Here is a 22,121-nt window from a genome sequence, read left to right as displayed (position 1 = left end):
TGCTGAAAAGTACAAAACATCGACTTGCAGCCTAATATTGCTCATGAAATTATAATGGAGCTCCAGAAAGCTATAAAACAGAAGAAGGTGCCTTTTTAGACACCTTCTTCCTAATTTATTTTAATAGTATCTACTAGTATAAAGTAAATTCTACACGTCTGTTTTGTTGACGACCTTCTGCAGTTGCATTGGTAGCGATAGGTTGGTTAGGACCGTAACCTGTAGCTTCGATGCGGGAAGCGTTAGCACCTTTAGATACTAAATACGCTTTTACTGATTCAGCACGCTCTTTAGACAAACGTAAGTTTGTTTGCATAGAACCTGTGTTGTCTGTGTGACCAGCAAGTTTCAAGCTGAAGTTTTTCTCGATCAATAAAGCAGCAACTCTATTCAATGATGCGTAAGAAGTAGGACGGATAGTCGCTTTACCTAAATCGAATTCTAGGTTTTTGATCGCCTCATCTACTACTTTTTTATCTTCTTCCGTAACAACGATTTTCTCTACTACTTTAGTTTCGTTTTTCATTTCTGGAAGTGGACATCCTGAACCATCTACTTTAGTTCCAGCAGGTGTGTTCGGACATTTGTCGAATTTATTCGCAACACCATCACCATCATCATCTTTCAAATCGTTATTGATTGTAGAGATTTCAGATTTCAATTGTTCGTTAGCAGCCATCAATGCATCACGTTCTGCTTTCAATTCGTCATAGTTAGCTTTGATTGTCGCTACTGGGTTGCTGTTTCCTAAGTAAGGTTTGCTACCATCACCCAAAGCGATCTCTAAACCTGCGTGAGCATAAGAGAATAGGTCGTTTTTGTATTGACCACCCGCTTTACCATCGAAATCCTGGTTAGCCCAGTTCAATTGGTATCCTAAATCGATGTTGATTCCTTTAGCTACTGCGAATTTGAAACCAGCATCAACTGGTACGTATAGTTTAGTTTGAGATTCTGCAGTTGCAGCAGTTCCATCAGCTGTTGTTGTAGTTGTTTCGAAGTTCATCGCACCTAAACCAACTGCCATATAAGGCTTGATGATGCTGTTGAAGAATCTCCAGTTCGTGTTCGCTGCAGTGAATTCACCAGATAGCGCAACAGACCAAGGAAGTTTAGTTTCAAATTCAGAAACCATCGTACCTGTTGCATTTTCATTTACACCAGCTACTTTACCACCTAGGTATTGTGCTTTCAATCCGAAAGATGGGGAGATTTGTTTTTTGATGTATGCGCTGTATCCAACATTGTGCTTCAATTTATCGAAACCATCTCTGTTGAATCCGAAGATGTTAGATTGGTTCAACACACCAGCATTGATTCCGATAGACCAGGTTCTGTATTCTGTTGAAGGACCTAAGATCGTCGTTCCATCTACTGTAGTGGTGTTTTGAGCGAATGCTGAAGTTGCAAGTAGACCCGCTACTGCAAGCATGCTAGCTTTTTTAAAGTAAAGTGTTTTCATATATGTTTTATGCATTTTGCCATACATGACAAAATTGTTGCCAAAATGTTTGTATCCTGGCAACAATTATTTACTCGAGAAAATTTTTGTAGTTATTTTGCTATAAGAACTCTAGCGAAGAAAGTAGGGATTTGGATGTTAAATGCCAGTTTCTTAATGACATTACCCTCCGTCCACTGGCGGAAAACACTCTTTTTACTTTTTGTAAGCAATAAAATATCCACTTGCTCATCAATTAGGACGGATGTGATGCCCTGTGCAACACTTTCCTTCTTGCCCATGAACAAGGTCTGTGGTTTGATGATGTAGGAAATATCATGGATTTGCAGTTCCGATTCGATACGGTTGATCCAGTTTTTGAAATCAACATCGATATCCTTGATGGCTCTATCGGAAGCATTCACATGGATCAAGATCAATTGATAATCTACCTTGAACAAGGGAATGGCCTGCGCTAAAGCTGTTAATTCCGCCTCTTTGAAATTACAAAGCAAGGCGATCTTGTTTTTCTTATAGGTTTTTGCAGAATCAGGAATGGCCAAAACTGGTGTTGTGGTATTCATGATCGTATCGTAGGTATTACTGCCGATAAAAACAGCTTCTAATCCAGAAGAACCTTGTGTGCCCATAACCACTGCTTCATAAGCCGTTGCATTGGTTACCGCTTTGATCTCATCATAAAGATTCCCTTCTTTAAACAATCCTTCGATGCTAAGCCCAGGGAATTTAGTCCGGTATTCGTTCAACAGGTCTTCCATGTTTTGTTTGGCCTCTGGAACACGAGGGTCAATTAGAGGAGACTCTCCGGTCACATTGGCGTAGCTGTTGGAATGCTGCGAGAAAACGTGAATAAGGTCGATGCTATGTCCAGCATCCTTGGCCAATTCGCAAGCGTAGTTCAACGCTGTATTGGAATATTCAGAGAAATCAATAGGTATTAGTAATTTGCCCATGAGCTATTGTTTATAATGTTTTAAACTTTTTCAAAAAATGCAGGTTTGTTCAATTCCAGTGCGATGGCCTTGGAAACCGAAGACTTGAACAAACGTTCAAAGAATGTTTTTCGGCTTGGAGTAACCAGGATGATGCTTGGGTTGACCTGGTCGATGAGGTTGTTCACCACTTCTGGCACGGTATCCAAGGATTCATCATCGCTATGAACCTGTTCAGAAATACTGTTCACTTGACCAATACCCACCATTTCACGGATGTTGAACGCCCAAGAATTCAAGGTATCATCCACATTCTGTTTCTTGTTGCTATCCTTGAATACATGGATCAAGGTTAGTTCATCCACATTGGCAATCCATTTCATGTAGGCTTTTAAAGTGTCCAATTCCTCAGGTTTGAAATTGGTCAATAAAGCCACATGTGTATTGTCCAGTTGGGTAGGTTTATTAGGAATAACCAAAACCGGGATTTCAGATTTGGCAGCCACCGCAAGGGTGGTACTTCCATAGTAGATCGGTTTATGCTGGCTTTCGCCGGATGCACCCATGATGATCATGCCATAGTTGTTGTTGCTGGATAATTCGGTCAGCTTATCGATGATCAGGCTGCGGGAGCATTCAAAGGTAATGGAAAGACCAGGGTGTCGCTGCAGTAATTCATCCTTCAATTCCTGGATAGATTCATCTGCTTTGAGCGTCGGATCATTCGGTTCTTCCGCTCCTTCATCCAATACCGAAGAAGTGGTGTAGCTATGTAATAAATGTATGCCGTAATCTTTGGATTCCGCCAGTTCGCAAGCGTATTCTGCAGCGTATTTTGCATTGCTGGAGAAGTCCGTTGGAACGATAATGGTCATCTTCATGTATTTCGAGTCTATGTTTTTCAGTGTTTAAATTTACTAAAATTATCCCTATTTTTAGTAGTTTTGCGTTAAAATTCATATATCATCACCAATGACAAGTAGAGAAATTCGTCAGGCTTTTTTAGATTATTTCAAGAGTAAAGGACATCAGATTGTTCCATCGGCACCAGTAGTGGTAAAAAACGACCCCACCTTAATGTTCACGAACGCGGGCATGAACCAGTTCAAGGATTTGTTTTTAGGGGAGGCCGCCATTAAATACCCACGTGTGGCCGATACGCAACGTTGTCTTCGTGTATCTGGAAAGCATAACGATTTGGAAGAGGTGGGGATAGATACCTACCACCATACCTTGTTTGAAATGCTAGGGAATTGGTCCTTTGGCGATTACTTCAAGAAAGAGGCAATTGCTTGGGCTTGGGAACTGTTGACCGAAGTATTCAAACTGGATAAGGACCGTCTATACGTGACGATTTTTGAGGGCGATGCTGCTGAAGGTTTGGAGCGGGATATGGAGGCTTATGATTTCTGGAAGGAACTGATTGCAGAAGATCGCATCCTTCTTGGAAACAAAAAAGATAATTTCTGGGAGATGGGTGACATGGGGCCATGTGGTCCATGTTCAGAGATCCATTACGATATGCGTCCGGATTCGGAACGCGCAGTTGTTGCTGGTCAGCAATTGGTGAATGCGGATGATCCGCAGGTGATCGAAATCTGGAACTTGGTATTCATGCAGTTCAACAGGTTGAAAGATGGTTCGTTGGTGCAATTGCCAGCGAAACATGTAGATACAGGGATGGGTTTCGAGCGCTTGGTTCGTTGTATCCAAGGAAAATCTTCCAACTATGATACGGATGTGTTCCAACCATTGATCCAGTTTATCGCGGAGAAATCAGGGATTGTTTATGGAGCAGATGAAAAAACGGATATCGCGATGCGCGTATTATCCGACCATATCCGTGCGGTGAGCTTTGCCATTGCAGATGGACAATTGCCATCCAACAATAAGGCAGGTTATGTAATCCGTAGGATATTGAGAAGAGCCGTTCGCTATGCCTATACCTTCCTGAATTTCAAAACACCGTTTATCCATGAGTTGGTGCCCGTTTTGGCGCAGCAGTTCAAAGGGGTGTTTGATGAACTATACCAACAGCAGGATTTTGTTGAAAAGGTCGTATTGGAAGAAGAAGTATCTTTCTTGCGTACCTTGACCGCAGGTATACAACGATTTGAAAATTATATTGAAACCAATTCAAATATTGATGGCAACTTTGCTTTCGAGCTGTTTGATACCTTCGGATTTCCGATCGACTTGACCGAGCTATTGGCAAGAGAAAAAGGACTTTCGGTAGATATGGACGGTTTTCAAAAGGCATTGACTGCCCAAAAAGAACGCTCTCGTGCGGCTACGGCCATTGATACGGGCGATTGGGTACTGGTAAATGAAGATCAGGAAAGTGAATTTGTGGGCTATGATCAATTGACAAGCCAAACAGAGATCCTGAAATACCGTAAAGTATCTGCCAAAGGAAAAGAACAATATCAGTTAGTGCTTGCCGAAACACCTTTTTATGCAGAAGGTGGTGGTCAGGTAGGCGATACAGGTTATTTACGCTCACTTGAATCTAACGAGAAAGTAGCGATCGTGGATACGAAAAAAGAGAATGGCCTGTTCATTCATTATATGGATCAATTGCCGACCAGTTTGGAAGGTGGTTTTGAAGCTGTAGTGAATGTGGCAAAAAGGAAAGATACGGAAGCGAATCACTCGGCAACCCACTTGATGCATGCGGCACTGAAGCAGGTATTGGGCGAGCATGTCAACCAAAAGGGATCTTTGGTATCCCCGGATGTGCTGCGTTTTGACTTTTCCCATTTCTCCAAATTGAGCTATGAGGAGATCAAACAGATCGAAGATATCGTAAATGCGAAGATCAGAGAGAATATCCTGTTGAAAGAGGAACGCAATGTGCCGTATCAGAAAGCGATAGAATCGGGAGTTACTGCATTGTTCGGTGAGAAATATGGTGATCATGTACGTGTGATTACGTTTGATGATGCATATTCCAAAGAACTTTGTGGTGGTACGCATGTAAAAGGAACGGGAGAGATCGGTTTCTTTAAGATCATGTCGGAATCGGCTGTTGCAGCAGGGGTAAGACGGATCGAGGCTATTACCGGTACCAAAGCGGCTCAGGTAATCCGTGAATATTTTGAATTGATGGGTAATTTCAAGGAATTATTGAACAATCCAAAAGATTTTGTTTCGGCTTTAAGCAAAGTGATCGATGAAAATCATTCCTTGAAGAAAGAGATCGAAAATTACATCAAGGAGAAATCCCAAGGATTGATGAATGATCTGAAATCCAAATTAGAGCAGATTGATGGGGTGAATTATTTGGCTACCGTAGTGGAATTGCCGAATGCCGATGCGGTAAAAACATTGGCATACACCTTAAAAGGTGCCGTTGATAACTTATTTTTGGTATTGGGTGCTGATTTTGATGGAAAACCAAGCTTAACGGTGATGATCTCTGATGGTTTGGCCAAAGAAAAGGGATACCATGCCGGAAATATCGTTCGCGAGTTAGCGAAAGAGATCCAAGGTGGAGGTGGTGGTCAGCCATTCTTTGCCACTGCCGGCGGTAAAGATGCCAAAGGATTGGAAAAGGCCATTGCAAAAGCAAGGGAATTCGTAAAATAAACAAGATGAATAAATTTGTAAAACATGTGGGAATATTCAGCAGCTTGCTGTTGGGGCTTTCCGCATGTTCCAATAAAGATACCATTCTGGTAACCGGAGAGATCAATAATCCGGGTAATGTAAAAGTAGTGAACTTCTTTGAGGGCGACCGGAAATTGGATTCCACCTTTATAGCAGATGGAAATCGATTTAAATTTGAAAGACCAGCCACGCAAGAACGCTTATTGACCTTGCAGGTAGGGAACAATAGGTATCCCATTATCCTGGAACCAGGGAAGGAACTAAAGTTTGTGGTAGATCTGCAACAACCGGAGACCTATGATGTTCAAGGATCTGATCTTACCCAGAAATTAAAGGAATTTGCGCCATTGAAATCGAGGATCGATTTTGTGCGGGACTCGCTGCAGCAGGTTTTCACCAAGGCTACTGCCGAAATGGGAAGTAATGAAGTGCAGAATCTCCGTGCTGAAATGCTGATGAAATTTGAGCCTTATTTCAAGGATTACACGGCTAAGGCGGTTGACTTTGCGAATAAGAACAAGGATCTGGCCGGTTTCTATGCCATGACCACATTAGATCCTGAAATGTCGGAAAGTGAATTGATCACCTATACCGACCAGATCAAGGATCTGTTTGTGGAGAACAGGTATGTGAATGAATTCCGTGCCGAAGTGGATAAATTGAGGAAATTGGCGGTTGGGCAAAAAGCACCTGAAATCACGGGTTATACACCTGATAATAAAACAGTGAAGCTTTCTGATTATAAAGGTAAAGTTGTACTTGTGGATTTTTGGGCATCCTGGTGTATGCCATGCCGGGAAGAAAACCCTAACCTGGTCAACCTTTATGCAAAATTAAAGGATAAGAATTTTACTATCCTTGGGGTTTCCTTGGATGATAACCCGGGATCCTGGATGCGCGCCATTTCAGATGATCAGTTAACATGGACAAATATCTCCGATCTGAAGGCCTGGAGTTCGCCTTTGATTATCGATTATTCCATTAAAGGGATACCAGCATCGTATATTTTGGATACCGAAGGAAAGATCATAGCCAAGAATTTAAGAGGCAAATCATTGGAAGATTTCTTAACTAAATATTTAAATTAAGAAAAAGCCATTGTTAAGTATTTTTTACCACTTAACAATTTGGTAATATTTGGTTAACTTTATTTTATGATTAAGTACATATCTTAGCAAAAAATATTCAGAATATGGCTAATAAGCAAAAGATACTGGTTGTTGATGATGAGGCAGATATAGTTGAATTAATTTCCTACAATTTAACTAAAGAAGGTTACCAGGTATTTACCGCACCAAATGGAAAAGTGGCTTTAAAAGTAGCTAAAGAATCCAACCCCGATTTAATTATTTTAGATGTGATGATGCCTGAGATGGATGGTATCGAAACATGCCGTTTATTAAGGGCTCTTCCAGAGTTCAAGCAGACCTTTATGGTATTCTTGACCGCTAGGAGCGAGGAGTATTCGGAAATTGCGGGATTTCATGTTGGGGCGGATGATTATATTGCCAAGCCGATTAAACCACGCGCTTTGATGAGCCGTATCAATGCGATCTTACGTAGAAATGCTGCAGATAACATTGATGATTCAACAACCGATAAATTGGAGATTTCCGATCTGGTTATTGATAGGGATTCCTTCTTGGTTTACCGTGGCGAAGAAAAGTTTGTATTGGCGAAGAAAGAATTTGAATTATTATATCTTTTGGCATCTAAACCAAATAAGGTTTTTTCAAGAGAGCAGATACTAAAAGCCATCTGGGAGGATTCGGTGGTTGTTACAAATCGTACGATCGATGTGCATATCCGAAAACTCCGAGAAAAAATAGGCGATACCTATGTAACCACTGTTAAAGGAGTGGGTTATAAATTTGAACTCGACAAATAAAATATTTTTTCACAGAACCGAACCTAGTTCGGTTTTTGTTTTTATTAAATGTGCAATCGATTGCGCGGAAAATATTTATATTTGGCGCGTATTTAACACGAAACTTAAATTAAAATAATCAAATATGTGTGGAATCGTCGGTTATACCGGAACGCGACAAGCCTATCCAATCGTTATTGATGGCTTAAAGAAATTAGAATATCGTGGTTATGACAGTGCCGGTGTTGCACTTCAACAAGGCGATAAATTGCAGGTGTATAAAAAGGCTGGTAAAGTTGCAGCTTTGGAAGAATTTGTAGGCGATCAATCCACGGCTGGCACCACAGGAATTGGTCATACCCGTTGGGCAACCCACGGCGAGCCTTCAGACCGTAACGCACATCCCCATTATTCCAAATCTGGAAAATTGGCCATGATCCACAATGGTATCATTGAGAATTATGCCCAGATTAAGAACGAATTGCTAAAAGACGGCTATGAGTTCCATTCGGATACGGATTCGGAGGTTTTGTTGAATTTTATTGAAGACATTAAAGAGAACAATGATTGTAGCTTGGAAGAGGCTATCCGTATAGCCTTAAAACGCGTGACAGGAGCTTATGTAATCCTTTTGATTGCGGCGGATCAACCTGATACGATCATTGCAGCGAGAAAGGGAAGTCCATTAGTGATCGGTATTGGTCAGAATGAGCATTTCTTAGGTTCTGATGCTTCGCCGATGTTGGCATATACCAAGGAAGTAGTCTATATCAATGATTATGAATTGGCGATTGTTAAGCCTGACGAATTGATTCTGAAGAATCTCGGTAACGAGATCATCACGCCTTTTGTTCAGAAATTAGACCTTGAATTGGCAGCGATCGAGAAGGGTGGTTTCGACCATTTCATGTTGAAGGAAATCTTCGAACAACCGATCACCATTGCGGATTCGCTAAGAGGACGTTTGGTATTGAACGAGGACCGTATTATTCTAAGTGGTATCGATGCGATCAAAGATAAATTAATGGCGGCTCGTAGGATCATTATTGTTGCTTGTGGAACAAGCTGGCATGCAGGTCTGGTTGCAGAATATGTGATCGAGGAGCTGTGCCGGATCAATGTGGAAGTGGAATATGCATCTGAATTCCGTTATAGAAACCCTATTGTTGATGCGGATGATGTGATTATTGCTATTTCCCAAAGTGGGGAGACTGCAGATACCCTGGTCGCTTTGGAAAGAGCAAAACAGCAGGGAGCGACCATTTTTGGTATTGTGAATGTGGTAGGTTCTTCCATTGCGAGGATTTCCCATGCAGGTTGTTATACCCATGCTGGACCGGAGATCGGGGTGGCGAGTACCAAGGCATATACTGCGCAATTGGCTGTATTAATGCTGTTGGCATTAAAAGTTGCCAAAGAAAAAGGTACCATATCTGCAGAACGCTTTACCGAACTATCGCAGGAATTGAACAATATTCCGGAGAAAGTGCAATGGGTATTGGATAATGAAGTGGATAATATCAAAGCGATCGCTTTTAAATATAAAGATGCGCATGATGTGCTTTATTTAGGTAGAGGCTATAATTTCCCTACTGCCTTGGAAGGTGCATTAAAATTGAAGGAAATTTCCTACATCCATGCAGAAGGATACCCAGCTGCGGAAATGAAACATGGTCCAATCGCATTGGTCGATGATCAACTTCCGGTGGTGTTTATTGCGAGTAAGGATGCTTATCATGAAAAAATCGTCAGCAATATCCAAGAAATCAAAGCGCGTAAGGGAAAGGTTATTTCCGTGGTTTCTGAAGGCGATGAGATTACCCCGAGCATCTCGGATGATGTAATGTTCGTACCTGTTGTTGATGAGGTGATCGCCCCATTATTGACCGTGGTTCCTTTACAGTTGCTTTCTTATTATATCGGTGTTTATCGTGGTTTGGATGTTGATAAACCAAGAAATCTAGCGAAATCGGTTACAGTAGAGTAGGAGGTTTATGGGGTACATCAATAAAATTCCATTAAGCCGTATTGGATACGACTTTATTCCGCAGGCTTATCTGCCTGAAGGAAAAGATGAATATTATCTACGATTTAAACAACAGAAAAACGAAAAACAATATCGGAACCTAACGGAGGAAGAGATCCAGATCTTGGAGTCCAATAGTAATGAATCTACCAATTGGAATGATGTACTGGTGACGGATAAGTTTCTTCCGCGCCAGATCAAAAGATCCAAATTCTATGGCTTGGTCCGTATCGGTGATATGGAGGAGGTCTATCTGGAATACAGGGATATCCGTTTAGCTGTTGGGATCTATAATTCCCAAGTGATCAGTTGTGATATCGGTGACTGTGTTGCCCTGCATCAGGTGCGCTACATTGCACATTATATCGTGGGCAATGAAGTGATCCTGTTGAATGTGAATGAAATGGAGACCAGTTCCAACGCGAAGTTCGGGAATGGGATCTTGAAGGAGGGGGATCAGGATTACAGCCGGATCTATCTGGAACTGTGCAATGAGAATGGTGGCCGATCGGTATTGCCATTTGATGGCATGCAGGCGGCCGATGTTTACCTCTGGACCAGAAACAGACAGGATAAGAAATTGCAGCAGCGTTTTTGGGATATCACGAATAACGGTTTTGACACGGCTAGGGGATATTATAGTGAAATTGGGGATCGTACGGTCATCAAGAATTCGCATACCATCAAAAATGTGAAGATCGGATCTGATGCCTATATCAAGGGGATTAGTAAGCTTAAGAATCTAACCGTAAATTCTACTGCTGAGGCCTACACGCAGATCGGTGAAGGATGTGAGTTGGTGAATGGGATCATCGGTTATGGATGCCGGGTGTTTTACGGTGTTAAGGCGGTGAGGTTTATATTATCTTCTTATTCGCAATTGAAATATGGCGCGCGTTTGATCAACTCCTTTTTGGGAGATAATTCGACCATATCCTGTTGTGAGGTATTGAATTCCTTGATCTTTCCGGCGCATGAGCAGCATCATAACAATTCTTTTCTATGTGCGGCATTGATCAAAGGACAGAGCAATATGGCTGCTGGAGCTACGGTTGGTTCCAACCATAATTCACGTGGCGCAGATGGAGAGATCATTGCAGGTAGAGGATTCTGGCCGGGCTTATGTGTCAGTCTGAAGCATAACTCCAGGTTTGCATCCTATACTTTAATTGTAAAGGGTGATTTCTTGCATGAACTGGATATCAAGATTCCTTTTTCGTTGATCAGTAATGATACGGCAAATGATCGGTTGGTGATTATACCAGGTTACTGGTTCATGTATAACATGTATGCCTTAATGCGCAATACCAATAAGTTCATAAACAGGGATAAACGGAGTTTTAAGAACCAGTATTTTGAATATGATATTTTAGCACCGGATACGGTGAATGAGCTTTTTACTTCCTTAAAAGAGATCGAGATTGCCGTAGGGCATTCGATTAACTCTACGGATGCGATATCTTGGTTAGAAGGGGAAGGCGATTCTAAGGTGGAGATCACGCTGCAGAATGCGGAATTTTCGAAGCGGAAGGTGGTTTTGATGAAGCCAAGGGAGTCTTATAAATTGTTCAGGAAGTTGATTCGATATTATGCGGTTTGTCAGATCTTGGATCAGGTTGAGCCGGAATATTTTGAAGCTTTCTGTGCCTCGATTTCGGATCTTGAGGTTAAGCGGGAGGAATTTGAGAATATTGGTTCGCAGTTGATGCCGGTTTCGAAATTGGATACGTTGTTGGGGGATATTAAGGAGGAGAGACTTGACTCCTGGACGGATATCCATCATCGGTACCATGAAATCAGTGCGGATTATTTAAGGGATAAGTTGATCCATGCGGTAGCTTCCTTGGAGGAGGTGACTGCTATTTCTGCTTCCAAATGGGATCGTGGTTTTTGGGAGGATGTGTTGGATGAGGCTCTGGAGACCAAGACTTGGATCTGTGAGGAGATCTATAAATCGAGGAGCAAGGATTATAGTAATCCGTTTAGGCTGATGGTTTATGAGAATGAAGAAGAGATGAATGAGGTAGTGGGAAGATTGGAGGATAATAGTTTTATCAATCAGCAAACAGCGGAATTGGAGAAGTTTAAGGCTGCTGTGGATGGTATTAGAGCGGTGATTGGGTTGAAGGTGGAAGAAGAGGGGTAGTAGGGAATCCCGTCATTCCGAGGAGGCACGACGAAGCAATCTTTCGTCGTGCCTTTTTTTGTTTTATTGAATGGTATTTTTTGTCGCTCTATTCGGTACTGTTTGTCATCCTAGGCGTTTCTTTTTGTCATCCTGAGCGAAGCCGAAGGATCTCTACGCTAGTGCACGAACAGATGCTTCGACTACGCTCAGCATGACAAGTTCAAAGATTGCTTCGTGCCTCGCAATGACGCTACTTCAGCTCTTTGATTTTTATGCTTCTAAAAGAAACATTATCCCCATGATCCTGCAGCAATATATGGCCTTGTTCGGCTTCGCCAAACCTTTCCCAATCCTTATACTTACTTCCGGCCACCAATTTCCTGAACTCTTCCGATCCCCTCACAAACTCCAACATCTTAAACCCATTCAAATAATAAGTCACCTTATTATTAGGCTCCACCACGATCCTTCCTCTGTTCCATACCCCAATTGGTTTACGAGGTCTAGGATTTCGATCCGAAGTAATCAGATCATATAACGACGCCAAAGTCCTATTCCCATTCTTTCCTAATTTTGCATCCGGATGCAAAGCATCATCCAAAATCTGAAATTCCGGTCCAATACTCGATCCAGCAGTCTTCTCATTCAAGGTCACAAAATACTTCACCCCTGAATTCGCCCCTGGTGTCAATTTAAAATCAAAGGACAGATCAAAAGCTTTGTACTGCTTTTCCGTAATAATATCCCCACCATTTGTAGATTCCCCACCATCCGATTTCTGAACCGAAATAATCCCATCCTTGATATTCCAGCCTTTCTCCGGAAACTTACTTCCTTTCGCACTTATCCATCCCGCATGATCCTTTCCATTGAACAACAGCTTATACCCATTCGCTTGCTCATCCCTACTCAATTGATTGGCATTGGTATTCACGATATAAACCTCTTTCGGAAAAGCCTTGGGTTTCAGATTCTCCGTCTGGATTTTTATATTCTTAAAATAAACCTTCTTTCCATCCAAATTATCCGGGATGCTATGTACCTGCAGCGCAATAAATCCAGTAGCATCCAAGCTATCCACTACATACGATGTCGGAACTCCATTGATCCAAGTCCTCGTCTCATTCCCAATGGCTTCAATCCGCACATGGTTGAATTCTTCTGCTTTATACGCATTCCGTGCCACTGGATTTAGATCCAATGGATATAACCATTCCCTTCTACCTTCATCATAAATCCCACCTGTCCAGGCACGCTCCGTAGGATCGATTTCTACTTGCCGACCATAAACCCTTCCTCTGCCATTATTCCCTTTAGGATCGATATGACTCCGCGTCTGAATGCCCGAATTGGTACTATTCCCTTCCAATTTAACCTCCAACTCCAGGATAAAATCGCCATATTCCCTATCGGTAACCAAAAAAGAATTTGGTGTTTTCTTGGTCATTACCCCTACGATACTATTATCTTCTACCAAATATTTGGCATTACCGCCGGCTGTTTTCCAGCCACTAAGGTCTTTGCCATTAAACAAGTCTTTCCAATTGCCGCTGCCACTTGAAGATTTGGTCGTACTGCAGGAAATGCCTACCGAAGATAATCCAAGAATTAAACAGGAGCTAAAAAATAGGCTACGAGGTCTTTTTAGATTTAACATGAGAATATGTGTAACAGGTTTATGATTATGTCAACAAATGATACCGAAATTAGGATTTTTTTTTAATTTTAAGATATAATCATAAAATTAACATAAACCTAGACGTTCAAATGATGAACCATCATTTTTCCCGAAGAAGTTTTATTAAGAAGTCGGTAATTGCTGGGGGAGCAGTAACATTGGCCCATAGTGGCATCGGCAATATCTTAATGGCCAAACCCAATGAGCGCGTTAATTTAGCGGCTGTAGGGATTGGAAACAGGGCTGCAGAGATTCTTTTGGAATTCCACAAGACCGGGCTTTGTAATATTGTGGCGCTTTGTGATACCGATATGGGTGCAAAGCATACTCAGGCAATTCTAGAGAAATTTCCGGAGGTTCCTCGCTTTCAGGATTTCCGAGTGATGTTTGATAAGATGGGGAGTCAGATCGATGCGGTATCCGTCGGAGTGCCCGACTTTTCGCATTTCCCGATTACCATGATGGCCCTGGATCTGGGTAAGCATGTATATGTAGAAAAGCCGATGGCAAGAACGTTCCAGGAAGTGGAGCTGATGATGGCCAAAGCAAAGAAAAACCCTAAATTGGCGACCCAAATGGGTAACCAGGGACATTCAGAAGCCAACTATTTCCAATTCAAAGCGTGGAAGGATGCAGGCATCATTAAGGATGTAACACAGATTGTAGGGCATATGAACATGCCTAGGCGTTGGCATGGCTGGGATGTGAACATGAAGAATTTTCCCACCGCAGAACCAATTCCAAGTACATTGGATTGGGATCTGTGGCAGATGCAGACTTTAGGACATAATTACAATAAGGATTTTATCAACGGCCAGTGGCGTTGCTGGTTTGATTTTGGAATGGGAGCCTTAGGTGACTGGGGAGCCCATATTTTGGATACCGCCCATGAGTTTTTGGATCTGGGTCTACCATCGGAAGTTTCGGCCATAAAATTAGATGGTCATAATTCTTTCTTTTTTCCGATGTCTTCTACTTTAAAATTCAGTTTCCCGAAACGTAAGCGCATGCCTGCTTTGGATATCATGTGGTATGATGGTTTGGATAACCTGCCGCCTATCCCAAATGGGTATGGCGTTTCTGGTCTGGATCCAAATATTCCGCCACCAAGTACCGGAAAAATGGAACCTGCCAAATTGAATCCTGGTAAAATAATATATTCCAAGGATTTAACGTTCAAAGGAGGGTCACATGGAAGTACATTGAGTATCATTCCGGAGGAAAAGGCGCAAGATATGGCATCAAAATTACCGGAAGTAGCGAAATCGCCTTCCAACCATTTTGCGAACTTCCTGAAAGCCTGTATGGGGCAGGAAAAAACGCGTTCGCCTTTTGAAATTGCTGGGCCTTTAAGCCAAGTGTTCTGCTTGGGCGTGATAGCACAGAGATTAAATACGACCTTTAAATTCGATCGAGAGAAAAAAGAGATCGTGAATGATAAATTTGCGAATGCGCTCCTGATGGGGCCACCACCTAAAAAAGGTTGGGAACAATATTATATCGTATAAAATAAAATAATAAATAAGAGATGATCAAACAATTAGCTTATGGACTAGCATTTACAGGGATGTTAGGAATGACATTAACATCATGTAATTCTGGTGCGCAAGAGAAAAAAGAAGAAGAAGTGCATAATCCAGCCTCACAAACCATTCCAGAAGAATCCAAAGACCTGTTGGGAAGATGGGATTTGACCGTTGATAAAGGTGGAAATCAAGTTCCTTCCTGGATTGAAATCAAGTTGTCCGGTTTCTCTACCTTGGTAGGATATTGGGTAGGGGATAGTGGCAGTAGCCGTCCAATCTCACATATAAAATTGGCCAATGGAAAGTTCTCCTTTGCCATTCCTCCACAATGGGAAGGTGGTGAAGGTGATTTCGTTATTGAAGGAGAATTGGCCGCTGGCGGACTGAAAGGTACAATTACCTCGAACAAAGGCGAAAAGTATAGCTTTACAGGTGTTAAAGCGCCTTATCTTGTACGTGCGAATGTACCTACTTGGGGAACTCCAGTGGAACTGTTCAATGGAAAGGATCTGACGAATTGGAAACCATCGAATGAGAACAATAAATGGGTAGTAAAGGATGGTATCCTGACCAATGAAGCAGCTGGTGCCAACCTGATCACCGAGCACAAATATGAAGATTTCAAGATCGATGTGGAGTTTAGGTATCCAGAAGGCAGTAATTCAGGCTTATACTTAAGAGGTCGTTACGAGGTTCAGATCGAGGACTCTCCTAAAGATAGACATCCCGGAGCCTTGTTTTTTGCAGGTGTCTATGGTTTCTTAGCGCCAAATGAGATGGTGGCATTGGGACCAAATGAATGGCAGAAAATGGAAATTACCTTGGTTGGAAGATTGGTGACCATCGTAGCGAATGGAAAAACGGTGATCAGTAATCAGGAAATCCCTGGAATTACGGGTGGCGCGTTGGATAGCAAGGAAGGCGAACCTGGACCGATTTATATCCAAGGTGACCATGGACCTATCGAGTTCCGCAAAATCACGATTACCCCCGCTAAATAATCAATTTATATGTCAGAAAAACTGCCTTTATAATTCCAATAAAGGCAGTTTTTTTTGAACAAATATGCCTGGTTTTTGTTCTATTATACAAAATCTTGTATAATCTTCAATATTAATTTCAGATGGACTATCTCAAAATTCCCAAATATTTTGCATCGAGTATGTTAATTTACTTTGCCATGAACAATCCTCTCTCTGCCCAGAACAAAGACTTAAATAATCTAAAGGACCCCAGATTAGAGGTCGTTTCATCCTTTGATAAATCGCAGCCTATAGGTGTTTCCGTGAGCTCGGATAATCGGGTGTTTGTTTCCTTCCCAAAAAGAGAGCCTTATACCATGGGTTTGGCCGAAATCGTAAATGGTAAGCGTACTGCTTTTCCTTCGGCTAAAAATGGCGAGGATCCTATCCTGAAACAAACTGATTTTATCAATGTTCAGGATATTTATGTGGATACAAAAGATGTGCTATGGGTACTGGACTCAAAACCTGCCTCCAACAGCTCCATTTTTGGAAAAGGAAGTTCAGATGAAAAAGATGGTGGGAAATTCACCCTTTATGGAATCGACCTTGCTGATCAGAATTCGGTTTCTAAATATGTATTTGAAGATCTGGACAAGGAAAAGTCTGCTTTGAATGATGTTCGGGTGGATACAGAAAAGCACATGGCTTACTTTTCAGATCCGGGTCAAGCGGGAATTGTAGTGTTGGACTTAAAAACAGGCAAGACAAGGACCGTGCTCAAAAACAGCCGATTTACGAAGGCAGATCCGAAGGTTGTTCTTTCTTATCAGGGCAAGGAAATGCGGGATGCGAAGGGCAATCCTTTCAAATCGAATGTGAATGGGATTGCATTGACAAAGGATAATAAATGGTTCTATTTTAAACCTATCAATGCCCATCATCTCTATCGAATAGAAACACAATATTTGGTGGATAGGGAATTATCAGATAAAGAACTGATCAGTAAAGTAGAAGATATGGGGGAAGTTGGTATTACCCATGGTTTGGTAGCTGATAAGGAAGGAAATATTTATCTGACGACTTCTTTGGATTACTCGATCAGAAGATTGACTCCGGAAGGAAGTTTAGAAATGGTCGTTCAGGATAGTAGATTGATCTGGCCGGATTCATTAGGTGTAGGATCTGATGGATATCTTTATTTCTCCTGTGCGCAGATGCAGTTGCTTCCAAACTGGAATAATGGTGAGGATAGGGTTGAGTATCCTTTCCAGGTGTATCGCGTTAAGGTGTTATAATAACTCCTAAACACCGATCTGAACAACAACAATATCCTCGTTTTGATAGGAGGGGTGGTAATGGCTAATGGAACCGGTACTTTTATAGTACCGCAATTCTTCATAAACTAACTTTTTTAATATTCCCTTACCTTTTCCGTGGATAAATTTGATCTCGGGATATCCCCAATAGATGGCGGCATCCAACATTTCTCTCAAATGATCCAGGCTTTCCGCCAATAACTCATCGATTTCGTAACTATCTAAATCGCCGATAAAAGCTTCAGCATGCAAATCGACAGTTTTAGGTGGGCGGGCAAGGGATCTAGCCATGGAATGGGAAATAGCTAATTATTGTTCGTTCAGAATTCCGGGTACCAATGCTTTTGCTGAATCAATCTTTTCGGATTCCAATAACGCGATATAATTTTTTAGGCGCTGATAGGTCTGCGATTGCGGTGCAAAATCTTCCAGGTAGTTATAGGCATCTTGAAAATAAGCGGCTATCTGTTCACTTTCAATGGCCGGGGTGTTGTCCATACCAATGGTCAGGGTAGTGAAATACCTATTGTATTGCTCTTTTGCCTCTTCGCCTACAACGGTGTTTTGCGTTGCTTTTGAGAAATCTTCCCACCAGATCACCCTTTGGACCAAAGATTGGTAGGGAATGGCGATGGCCGCATCTTCCGCATACCCCTCCATATTCTCTTTTCCTAATTGCTGAAGGTAGATTTCGAAGTTGGAAGAGATATAAGGGTAAAACTGTTCCTGAAGGTAGAATGGGTTTTGTTGAAGGCTGAACATCCCTTCGGATTGCCTTACGCGGAAGCCGTTGCTATTGATGGCTTTATAAACAGATTCCAATTCAGATGGAACGGATTTCTTTCCTCCATCAAATTCAATTCCCACTAAGGATTCATAATTTGTTTTATCATCGAATACATTCCGATTGGCATATAGGGAAACTTTATCCAAGTAGTCCAAGATGATGGATACGCCTTGATCATTCATCAAGGTATCCTCCTTATCTTCGAAAAGCTCCTTGAATTTTGCAGTGGCCTTGCTTACGCTGTTCACATCGCTTGAATCCAATGCCAGGATATAGTCTTCTAGTTTTTCTGCTTTGGTAAGTACGTGTTCTTTTCCATCAACGATTCGGATATCCGAAGAGTCCGTTTTGTTCTCATTGTTGGACACACAACTTGCAAAAAATAATACAAGCATTATATACCCTATGCTGAATCTCATGTCTTTCAATTTTATTATGTTTCAAACTTCGGTTAATTATCGACAGCATCCAAATTTTACCATCAATTCTTATGTCTTATTAACAACAATTATACATGGGGATTTGTGTTAGTTTATTGAATATTTGTATAAAGAGGATAGGTTTTAGGGTTTGATGATTGTGAATGTTAAATTATTGTCCAACTAATCAAGGGATTAATTTAATGTTTTAATGAGGGGCTTGAAGGTGACGGGTAAAGATTGTATATTTGTGCCACACAAAACAAAGGTGATACCTTTTCGGGGTGTAGCGTAGCCCGGTATCGCGCCACATTTGGGATGTGGAGGTCGTAGGTTCGAATCCTGCCACCCCGACGAAAGCCACTGATAATCAGTGGCTTTTCCTATTTTCGGACATATTTCGGGCAGAATACGTTTATTTCTCAGCTCAATATTAAGATAGAATAGGCTGTATAAAATCATGCGTGTCAAGCTTTTTTTGGAGAAATTATAAAAAATCAAGTGGACTAGGGGTGCGCTTTTTATCAATATCGGTAATGTGTGTATAGATCATGGTTGTTTTTATGTTTTCATGACCGAGCAGTTCCTGAACAATTCGGACATCAATACCAGATTGAATTAAATGTGTAGCGTACGAATGACGTAATGTATGTACTGTGCCTTCGGTTTTTATTTTCGCGTTAGCTAATGATTTTTTCAATACAAGTTGCACGCTACGTTCACTGTATCGATTTCCTTTTTCTCCTTCAAAAAGGTAGTTTGTAGGCTTATAAATCAAATAATAATCTCTTAAAATATCCAGTAATTTATCTGGTAAGGATACAATCCGGGCTTTGTTGCCTTTGCTTTGGTTGATTCGGATAATCTTTTCAGAAGATCGTATATCTTCTATCTTGAGGTTCAGCAATTCGTTTAGGCGAAAGCCACAACTATAAATGGTCATTAATATCGCTCTATGCTTAATATTGTTGGTGCTATCTAATAATTGTCGAATTTCTTCTTTGGAAAAGAATTTGGGCAGTTTAGAAAACGATCTTTTGGGATATAAGTAATCGAGCTGAACCTTTTGGTTAAGTGTCAATTCGTATAGCTTCTTAATAGCCCCAACTAAACCTTTCTGATAGGAAACACTGATCTGCTCTTTTTGAACTTTTTCGTTGATGAAAGATTCTATAGCTCTCACGGGCACATCTTTTAAGGATGGATATTCATTGAGATGCTTCAAAAATAGGCTAGCATAGTCCATATATGACTTAATAGTATTCTTGGCATATCTCTGTGTATTCAATTTTGTTTGAAATGTTTTCAATATAACTTCGCTTTCCATATTTACAATAACTAGGAAATAATAAGATTTGTTTCGCTATTCATGATTTTTATATTAATCAAACGGTTAAATAATAGCGTATTGTATTATATTTAATGCTTGTGACACGCAATTCGTTTATAGAGATGGATTAGCGAATATTTTTGTATATTAGTTTCGTGAAAAAGAACTGTTAACGGCAAGCGTATAAGACAAATAACAGTTAAAAAAAATAAATAGGTAATATGACAGAAGAATATAAAAACGACATTGAAGAAGCCGACAATCAATCGGAAGATGTTTCGCCAGTAAACTTTTTGGACAAAAAACAAAGAGAGCTTCTTACCAGCACAATTGACTACAATTTAGAAGGACTCACTAACCTAATTACAAAAAGGGTTATTGACCTTGCTCCGAAATATCAAAGGAGATTTCGTTGGGATGATGTTCGTAAATCGAAACTAATAGAATCATTTTTAATGAATGTTCCTGTTCCACCTATATTTTTAAACGAAGATGACTTTGGTAAATATAGTGTCATAGATGGAAAACAAAGATTGTCTGCAATTCACGAGTTTATAACCGGAAAACTGACTTTAAAAGGCTTGCTTGTTTTTAAAGACTTAAATGATTTGAATTTCTTTGATTTGCCAATTGAGTTTCAAAACTCATTAAAAATAAGAGCAACTGTTAGGGCAATTATTATTTTAAGGCAGTCTGATAAAGACATAAAATATGAAGTATTTCAACGGTTAAATACAGGTGGTGTAAAACTTAATGCTCAAGAAATCAGAAACAGTGCTTTCCCTGGTCTTTTGAATGACAAGATTTTAGACCTATCAGAAGATAAATCATTTCATAAGATTATGGGAATTAAGTCGAAAACTAAATCCAGAATCTATCAAGAAATGAAGGATGCAGAATTAGTCTTAAGATTTTTTGCACTTAAAGACACGTTCTCAAATTACGGTGGTGGTCTTAAAAATATTTTGGACAATTATCTCGACGAAAATCAAAGTCTAAAGGAAGAAAAAGTTAATGAACTCGAAAAAGAGTTTAAAGACACTTTAGATATTGTTCAAAAGGTATTTGGCACAGAAGGAGCATTTAGACGATGGATTCCTCAAAGTAACAAGTGGAAACAACAGATTTCCGCACCAATCTATGATATGCAAATGTTTGCTTTGTATGGCAAGAATAAGGAACAGATTATTGAACATAAAGAAGCTATTCTTGCCGACTTCAAAAATCTATTTACCCAAGACAAGGCATTCATTGAATCCATAGAATCCTCAACAGCTACACCAGTTCGATTTCACTACAGAATTAATAAGCTGAAAGAAATTCTAAATAACCATTTTTAATATGGGAATAGCACTTGACAAATTCAAAGAGTCAATAGAACTTACTATTTCCTTGCGAAAAATTGAAACAGAAAAGTATGCAAGAAATAGACAAGCTGACCAACCTTTCAAAATGGGGTTAAGGGGTGGTGCAGCCGTCTTAATGGTTGCATCATTTGAGTTTTATATTAGAAGGCTTTTCGAAGAAAATATTGCAAGATTAAATACAAGTCCTCCAACAATTGACTTGCAAAAATTACCGGACAATCTAAAAGTTAAAATAGTATTTGATGGACTTAACGCTCCTATGAAAGGACCAAAATATGGATCTACAACCCAAAAAGTTGACAGAATAGATTCGGTTCTTACAGCTTGTAGGCATTTAATTGGCGAACACATAAATCCTGCAACCTTTTCTGACACTAATAGCAACCCAAATGGAGACACGGTCAAAACAAAATTCAAGGAAGTTGGGTTACCCGATATTTTTAATATAATCAAAACCGATTTTGAAACTAAATGGGGAAATGCAGTTGCTGCGACGTTTATTGAAGACAAGCTAAATGAAATTGTGAATGTTAGACACGTTGTTGCTCATACAGCCGATACACTTAATATTACAAAAGCTTCTCAAAAAGAAGCAATTAAGTTTCTAAAGATTCTCGCAGAGTTACTCGACAAGGAATTTGATAAACACATAAAACACTTATTAGTTACAGCAAAAAAATGACATCATTGATGAGTAGAACGCCAGCCG

The 22,121-nt window shown here is 40.6% G+C and carries 17 protein-coding genes and 1 tRNA gene; 11 read left to right on the top strand and 7 right to left on the bottom strand.

What is annotated here, in order from left to right; genetic code table 11:
- Window positions 1–133: 133 nt before the first annotated feature.
- From VJ786_RS13705 to VJ786_RS13695, 3 genes are all read right to left on the bottom strand, one after another.
- A complete protein-coding gene (locus VJ786_RS13705) occupies window positions 134–1,462 on the bottom strand; it encodes an OmpA family protein (RefSeq protein WP_336557904.1) in 1,329 nt (442 codons plus the stop codon).
- Window positions 1,463–1,554: 92 nt separating this feature from the next.
- Window positions 1,555–2,415 carry a universal stress protein gene (locus tag VJ786_RS13700; RefSeq protein ID WP_336557903.1) on the bottom strand — a complete coding sequence of 287 codons (861 nt, stop codon included), beginning with the start codon at window positions 2,413–2,415 and terminating at the stop codon, window positions 1,555–1,557.
- 20 nt (window positions 2,416–2,435) lie between these two features.
- Window positions 2,436–3,275: a universal stress protein gene (locus VJ786_RS13695; protein ID WP_099367288.1), complete on the bottom strand. Its 840-nt coding sequence runs from the start codon at window positions 3,273–3,275 to the stop codon at window positions 2,436–2,438.
- A 91-nt stretch (window positions 3,276–3,366) separates the two neighbouring features.
- Here VJ786_RS13695 and alaS point away from each other — a divergent pair, with 91 nt between their 5' ends.
- The 5 genes from alaS to VJ786_RS13670 all read left to right on the top strand — a co-directional run bounded on the left by alaS (window position 3,367) and on the right by VJ786_RS13670 (window position 12,042).
- Entirely contained in the window at window positions 3,367–5,982 is a 2,616-nt protein-coding gene (alaS, locus tag VJ786_RS13690; RefSeq protein ID WP_336557902.1) for an alanine--tRNA ligase, read from the top strand.
- Between the two features lie 5 nt (window positions 5,983–5,987).
- On the top strand, window positions 5,988–7,091 hold the full coding sequence (locus tag VJ786_RS13685) for a TlpA disulfide reductase family protein (RefSeq protein ID WP_099367290.1): 1,104 nt from the start codon (window positions 5,988–5,990) through the stop codon (window positions 7,089–7,091).
- A gap of 104 nt (window positions 7,092–7,195) precedes the next feature.
- Window positions 7,196–7,891, top strand: coding sequence for a response regulator transcription factor (locus tag VJ786_RS13680; protein ID WP_134777477.1), 696 nt, complete (start codon window positions 7,196–7,198; stop codon window positions 7,889–7,891).
- Between the two features lie 124 nt (window positions 7,892–8,015).
- Window positions 8,016–9,857 (top strand): glutamine--fructose-6-phosphate transaminase (isomerizing), encoded by a 1,842-nt coding sequence (glmS, locus tag VJ786_RS13675; protein ID WP_099367292.1) that lies wholly within the window; start codon window positions 8,016–8,018, stop codon window positions 9,855–9,857.
- 7 nt (window positions 9,858–9,864) lie between these two features.
- A complete protein-coding gene (locus VJ786_RS13670) occupies window positions 9,865–12,042 on the top strand; it encodes a DUF4954 family protein (protein ID WP_336557901.1) in 2,178 nt (725 codons plus the stop codon).
- 232 nt (window positions 12,043–12,274) lie between these two features.
- Here the strand turns inward: VJ786_RS13670 and VJ786_RS13665 are convergent, their stop codons facing one another.
- Complete coding sequence (locus VJ786_RS13665; protein WP_336557900.1) at window positions 12,275–13,681, bottom strand: 3-keto-disaccharide hydrolase; 1,407 nt, start codon at window positions 13,679–13,681, stop codon at window positions 12,275–12,277.
- A gap of 110 nt (window positions 13,682–13,791) precedes the next feature.
- Between VJ786_RS13665 and VJ786_RS13660 the strand changes: the two genes are divergently transcribed.
- The 3 genes from VJ786_RS13660 (at window position 13,792) to VJ786_RS13650 (ending at window position 17,488) form a co-directional block, all read left to right on the top strand.
- Window positions 13,792–15,210 carry a Gfo/Idh/MocA family oxidoreductase gene (locus VJ786_RS13660; RefSeq protein ID WP_099367295.1) on the top strand — a complete coding sequence of 473 codons (1,419 nt, stop codon included), beginning with the start codon at window positions 13,792–13,794 and terminating at the stop codon, window positions 15,208–15,210.
- A 20-nt stretch (window positions 15,211–15,230) separates the two neighbouring features.
- Window positions 15,231–16,229, top strand: a complete 999-nt coding sequence (locus VJ786_RS13655; RefSeq protein WP_336557899.1) for a 3-keto-disaccharide hydrolase — start codon at window positions 15,231–15,233, stop codon at window positions 16,227–16,229.
- 179 nt (window positions 16,230–16,408) lie between these two features.
- Entirely contained in the window at window positions 16,409–17,488 is a 1,080-nt protein-coding gene (locus tag VJ786_RS13650; protein ID WP_336557898.1) for an SMP-30/gluconolactonase/LRE family protein, read from the top strand.
- Between the two features lie 6 nt (window positions 17,489–17,494).
- Here the strand turns inward: VJ786_RS13650 and VJ786_RS13645 are convergent, their stop codons facing one another.
- Together VJ786_RS13645 and VJ786_RS13640 are read right to left on the bottom strand one after the other, a co-directional pair.
- Complete coding sequence (locus VJ786_RS13645) at window positions 17,495–17,800, bottom strand: Smr/MutS family protein (protein ID WP_336557897.1); 306 nt, start codon at window positions 17,798–17,800, stop codon at window positions 17,495–17,497.
- Between the two features lie 18 nt (window positions 17,801–17,818).
- Complete coding sequence (locus VJ786_RS13640; RefSeq protein ID WP_336557896.1) at window positions 17,819–18,691, bottom strand: hypothetical protein; 873 nt, start codon at window positions 18,689–18,691, stop codon at window positions 17,819–17,821.
- Window positions 18,692–18,995: 304 nt separating this feature from the next.
- On the opposite strand from VJ786_RS13640, the gene VJ786_RS13635 reads away from it, so the two are divergent.
- A tRNA-Pro gene (locus tag VJ786_RS13635) sits at window positions 18,996–19,069 on the top strand.
- A gap of 133 nt (window positions 19,070–19,202) precedes the next feature.
- Here VJ786_RS13635 and VJ786_RS13630 read toward each other — a convergent pair.
- Window positions 19,203–20,042, bottom strand: coding sequence for a tyrosine-type recombinase/integrase (locus VJ786_RS13630; protein WP_336557895.1), 840 nt, complete (start codon window positions 20,040–20,042; stop codon window positions 19,203–19,205).
- 224 nt (window positions 20,043–20,266) lie between these two features.
- Here VJ786_RS13630 and VJ786_RS13625 point away from each other — a divergent pair, with 224 nt between their 5' ends.
- Window positions 20,267–21,385, top strand: a complete 1,119-nt coding sequence (locus tag VJ786_RS13625) for a GmrSD restriction endonuclease domain-containing protein (RefSeq protein ID WP_336557894.1) — start codon at window positions 20,267–20,269, stop codon at window positions 21,383–21,385.
- Between the two features lies 1 nt (window position 21,386).
- Window positions 21,387–22,094 (top strand): HEPN domain-containing protein, encoded by a 708-nt coding sequence (locus VJ786_RS13620; protein WP_336557893.1) that lies wholly within the window; start codon window positions 21,387–21,389, stop codon window positions 22,092–22,094.
- The last annotated feature ends 27 nt before the right edge of the window (window positions 22,095–22,121 follow it).

This window comes from Sphingobacterium tenebrionis, assembly GCF_037126265.1.
Classification (GTDB): domain Bacteria; phylum Bacteroidota; class Bacteroidia; order Sphingobacteriales; family Sphingobacteriaceae; genus Sphingobacterium; species Sphingobacterium tenebrionis.
This window is presented reverse-complemented; position numbering and strand designations above follow the sequence as displayed.

Bases quoted from the DNA above. Each gene is read 5' to 3' on its own strand.
- VJ786_RS13705 (WP_336557904.1), bottom strand. From the start codon at position 1,462: ATGAAAACACTTTACTTTAAAAAAGCTAGCATGCTTGCAGTAGCGGGT.
- alaS (WP_336557902.1), top strand. From the start codon at position 3,367: ATGACAAGTAGAGAAATTCGTCAGGCTTTTTTAGATTATTTCAAGAGT.
- VJ786_RS13640 (WP_336557896.1), bottom strand. From the start codon at position 18,691: ATGCTTGTATTATTTTTTGCAAGTTGTGTGTCCAACAATGAGAACAAA.
- glmS (WP_099367292.1), top strand. From the start codon at position 8,016: ATGTGTGGAATCGTCGGTTATACCGGAACGCGACAAGCCTATCCAATC.
- VJ786_RS13695 (WP_099367288.1), bottom strand. From the start codon at position 3,275: ATGAAGATGACCATTATCGTTCCAACGGACTTCTCCAGCAATGCAAAA.
- VJ786_RS13645 (WP_336557897.1), bottom strand. From the start codon at position 17,800: ATGGCTAGATCCCTTGCCCGCCCACCTAAAACTGTCGATTTGCATGCT.
- VJ786_RS13625 (WP_336557894.1), top strand. From the start codon at position 20,267: ATGACAGAAGAATATAAAAACGACATTGAAGAAGCCGACAATCAATCG.
- VJ786_RS13655 (WP_336557899.1), top strand. From the start codon at position 15,231: ATGATCAAACAATTAGCTTATGGACTAGCATTTACAGGGATGTTAGGA.
- VJ786_RS13665 (WP_336557900.1), bottom strand. From the start codon at position 13,681: ATGTTAAATCTAAAAAGACCTCGTAGCCTATTTTTTAGCTCCTGTTTA.
- VJ786_RS13685 (WP_099367290.1), top strand. From the start codon at position 5,988: ATGAATAAATTTGTAAAACATGTGGGAATATTCAGCAGCTTGCTGTTG.
- VJ786_RS13630 (WP_336557895.1), bottom strand. From the start codon at position 20,042: ATGGAAAGCGAAGTTATATTGAAAACATTTCAAACAAAATTGAATACA.
- VJ786_RS13680 (WP_134777477.1), top strand. From the start codon at position 7,196: ATGGCTAATAAGCAAAAGATACTGGTTGTTGATGATGAGGCAGATATA.
- VJ786_RS13620 (WP_336557893.1), top strand. From the start codon at position 21,387: ATGGGAATAGCACTTGACAAATTCAAAGAGTCAATAGAACTTACTATT.
- VJ786_RS13700 (WP_336557903.1), bottom strand. From the start codon at position 2,415: ATGGGCAAATTACTAATACCTATTGATTTCTCTGAATATTCCAATACA.
- VJ786_RS13660 (WP_099367295.1), top strand. From the start codon at position 13,792: ATGATGAACCATCATTTTTCCCGAAGAAGTTTTATTAAGAAGTCGGTA.
- VJ786_RS13650 (WP_336557898.1), top strand. From the start codon at position 16,409: ATGAACAATCCTCTCTCTGCCCAGAACAAAGACTTAAATAATCTAAAG.
- VJ786_RS13670 (WP_336557901.1), top strand. From the start codon at position 9,865: ATGGGGTACATCAATAAAATTCCATTAAGCCGTATTGGATACGACTTT.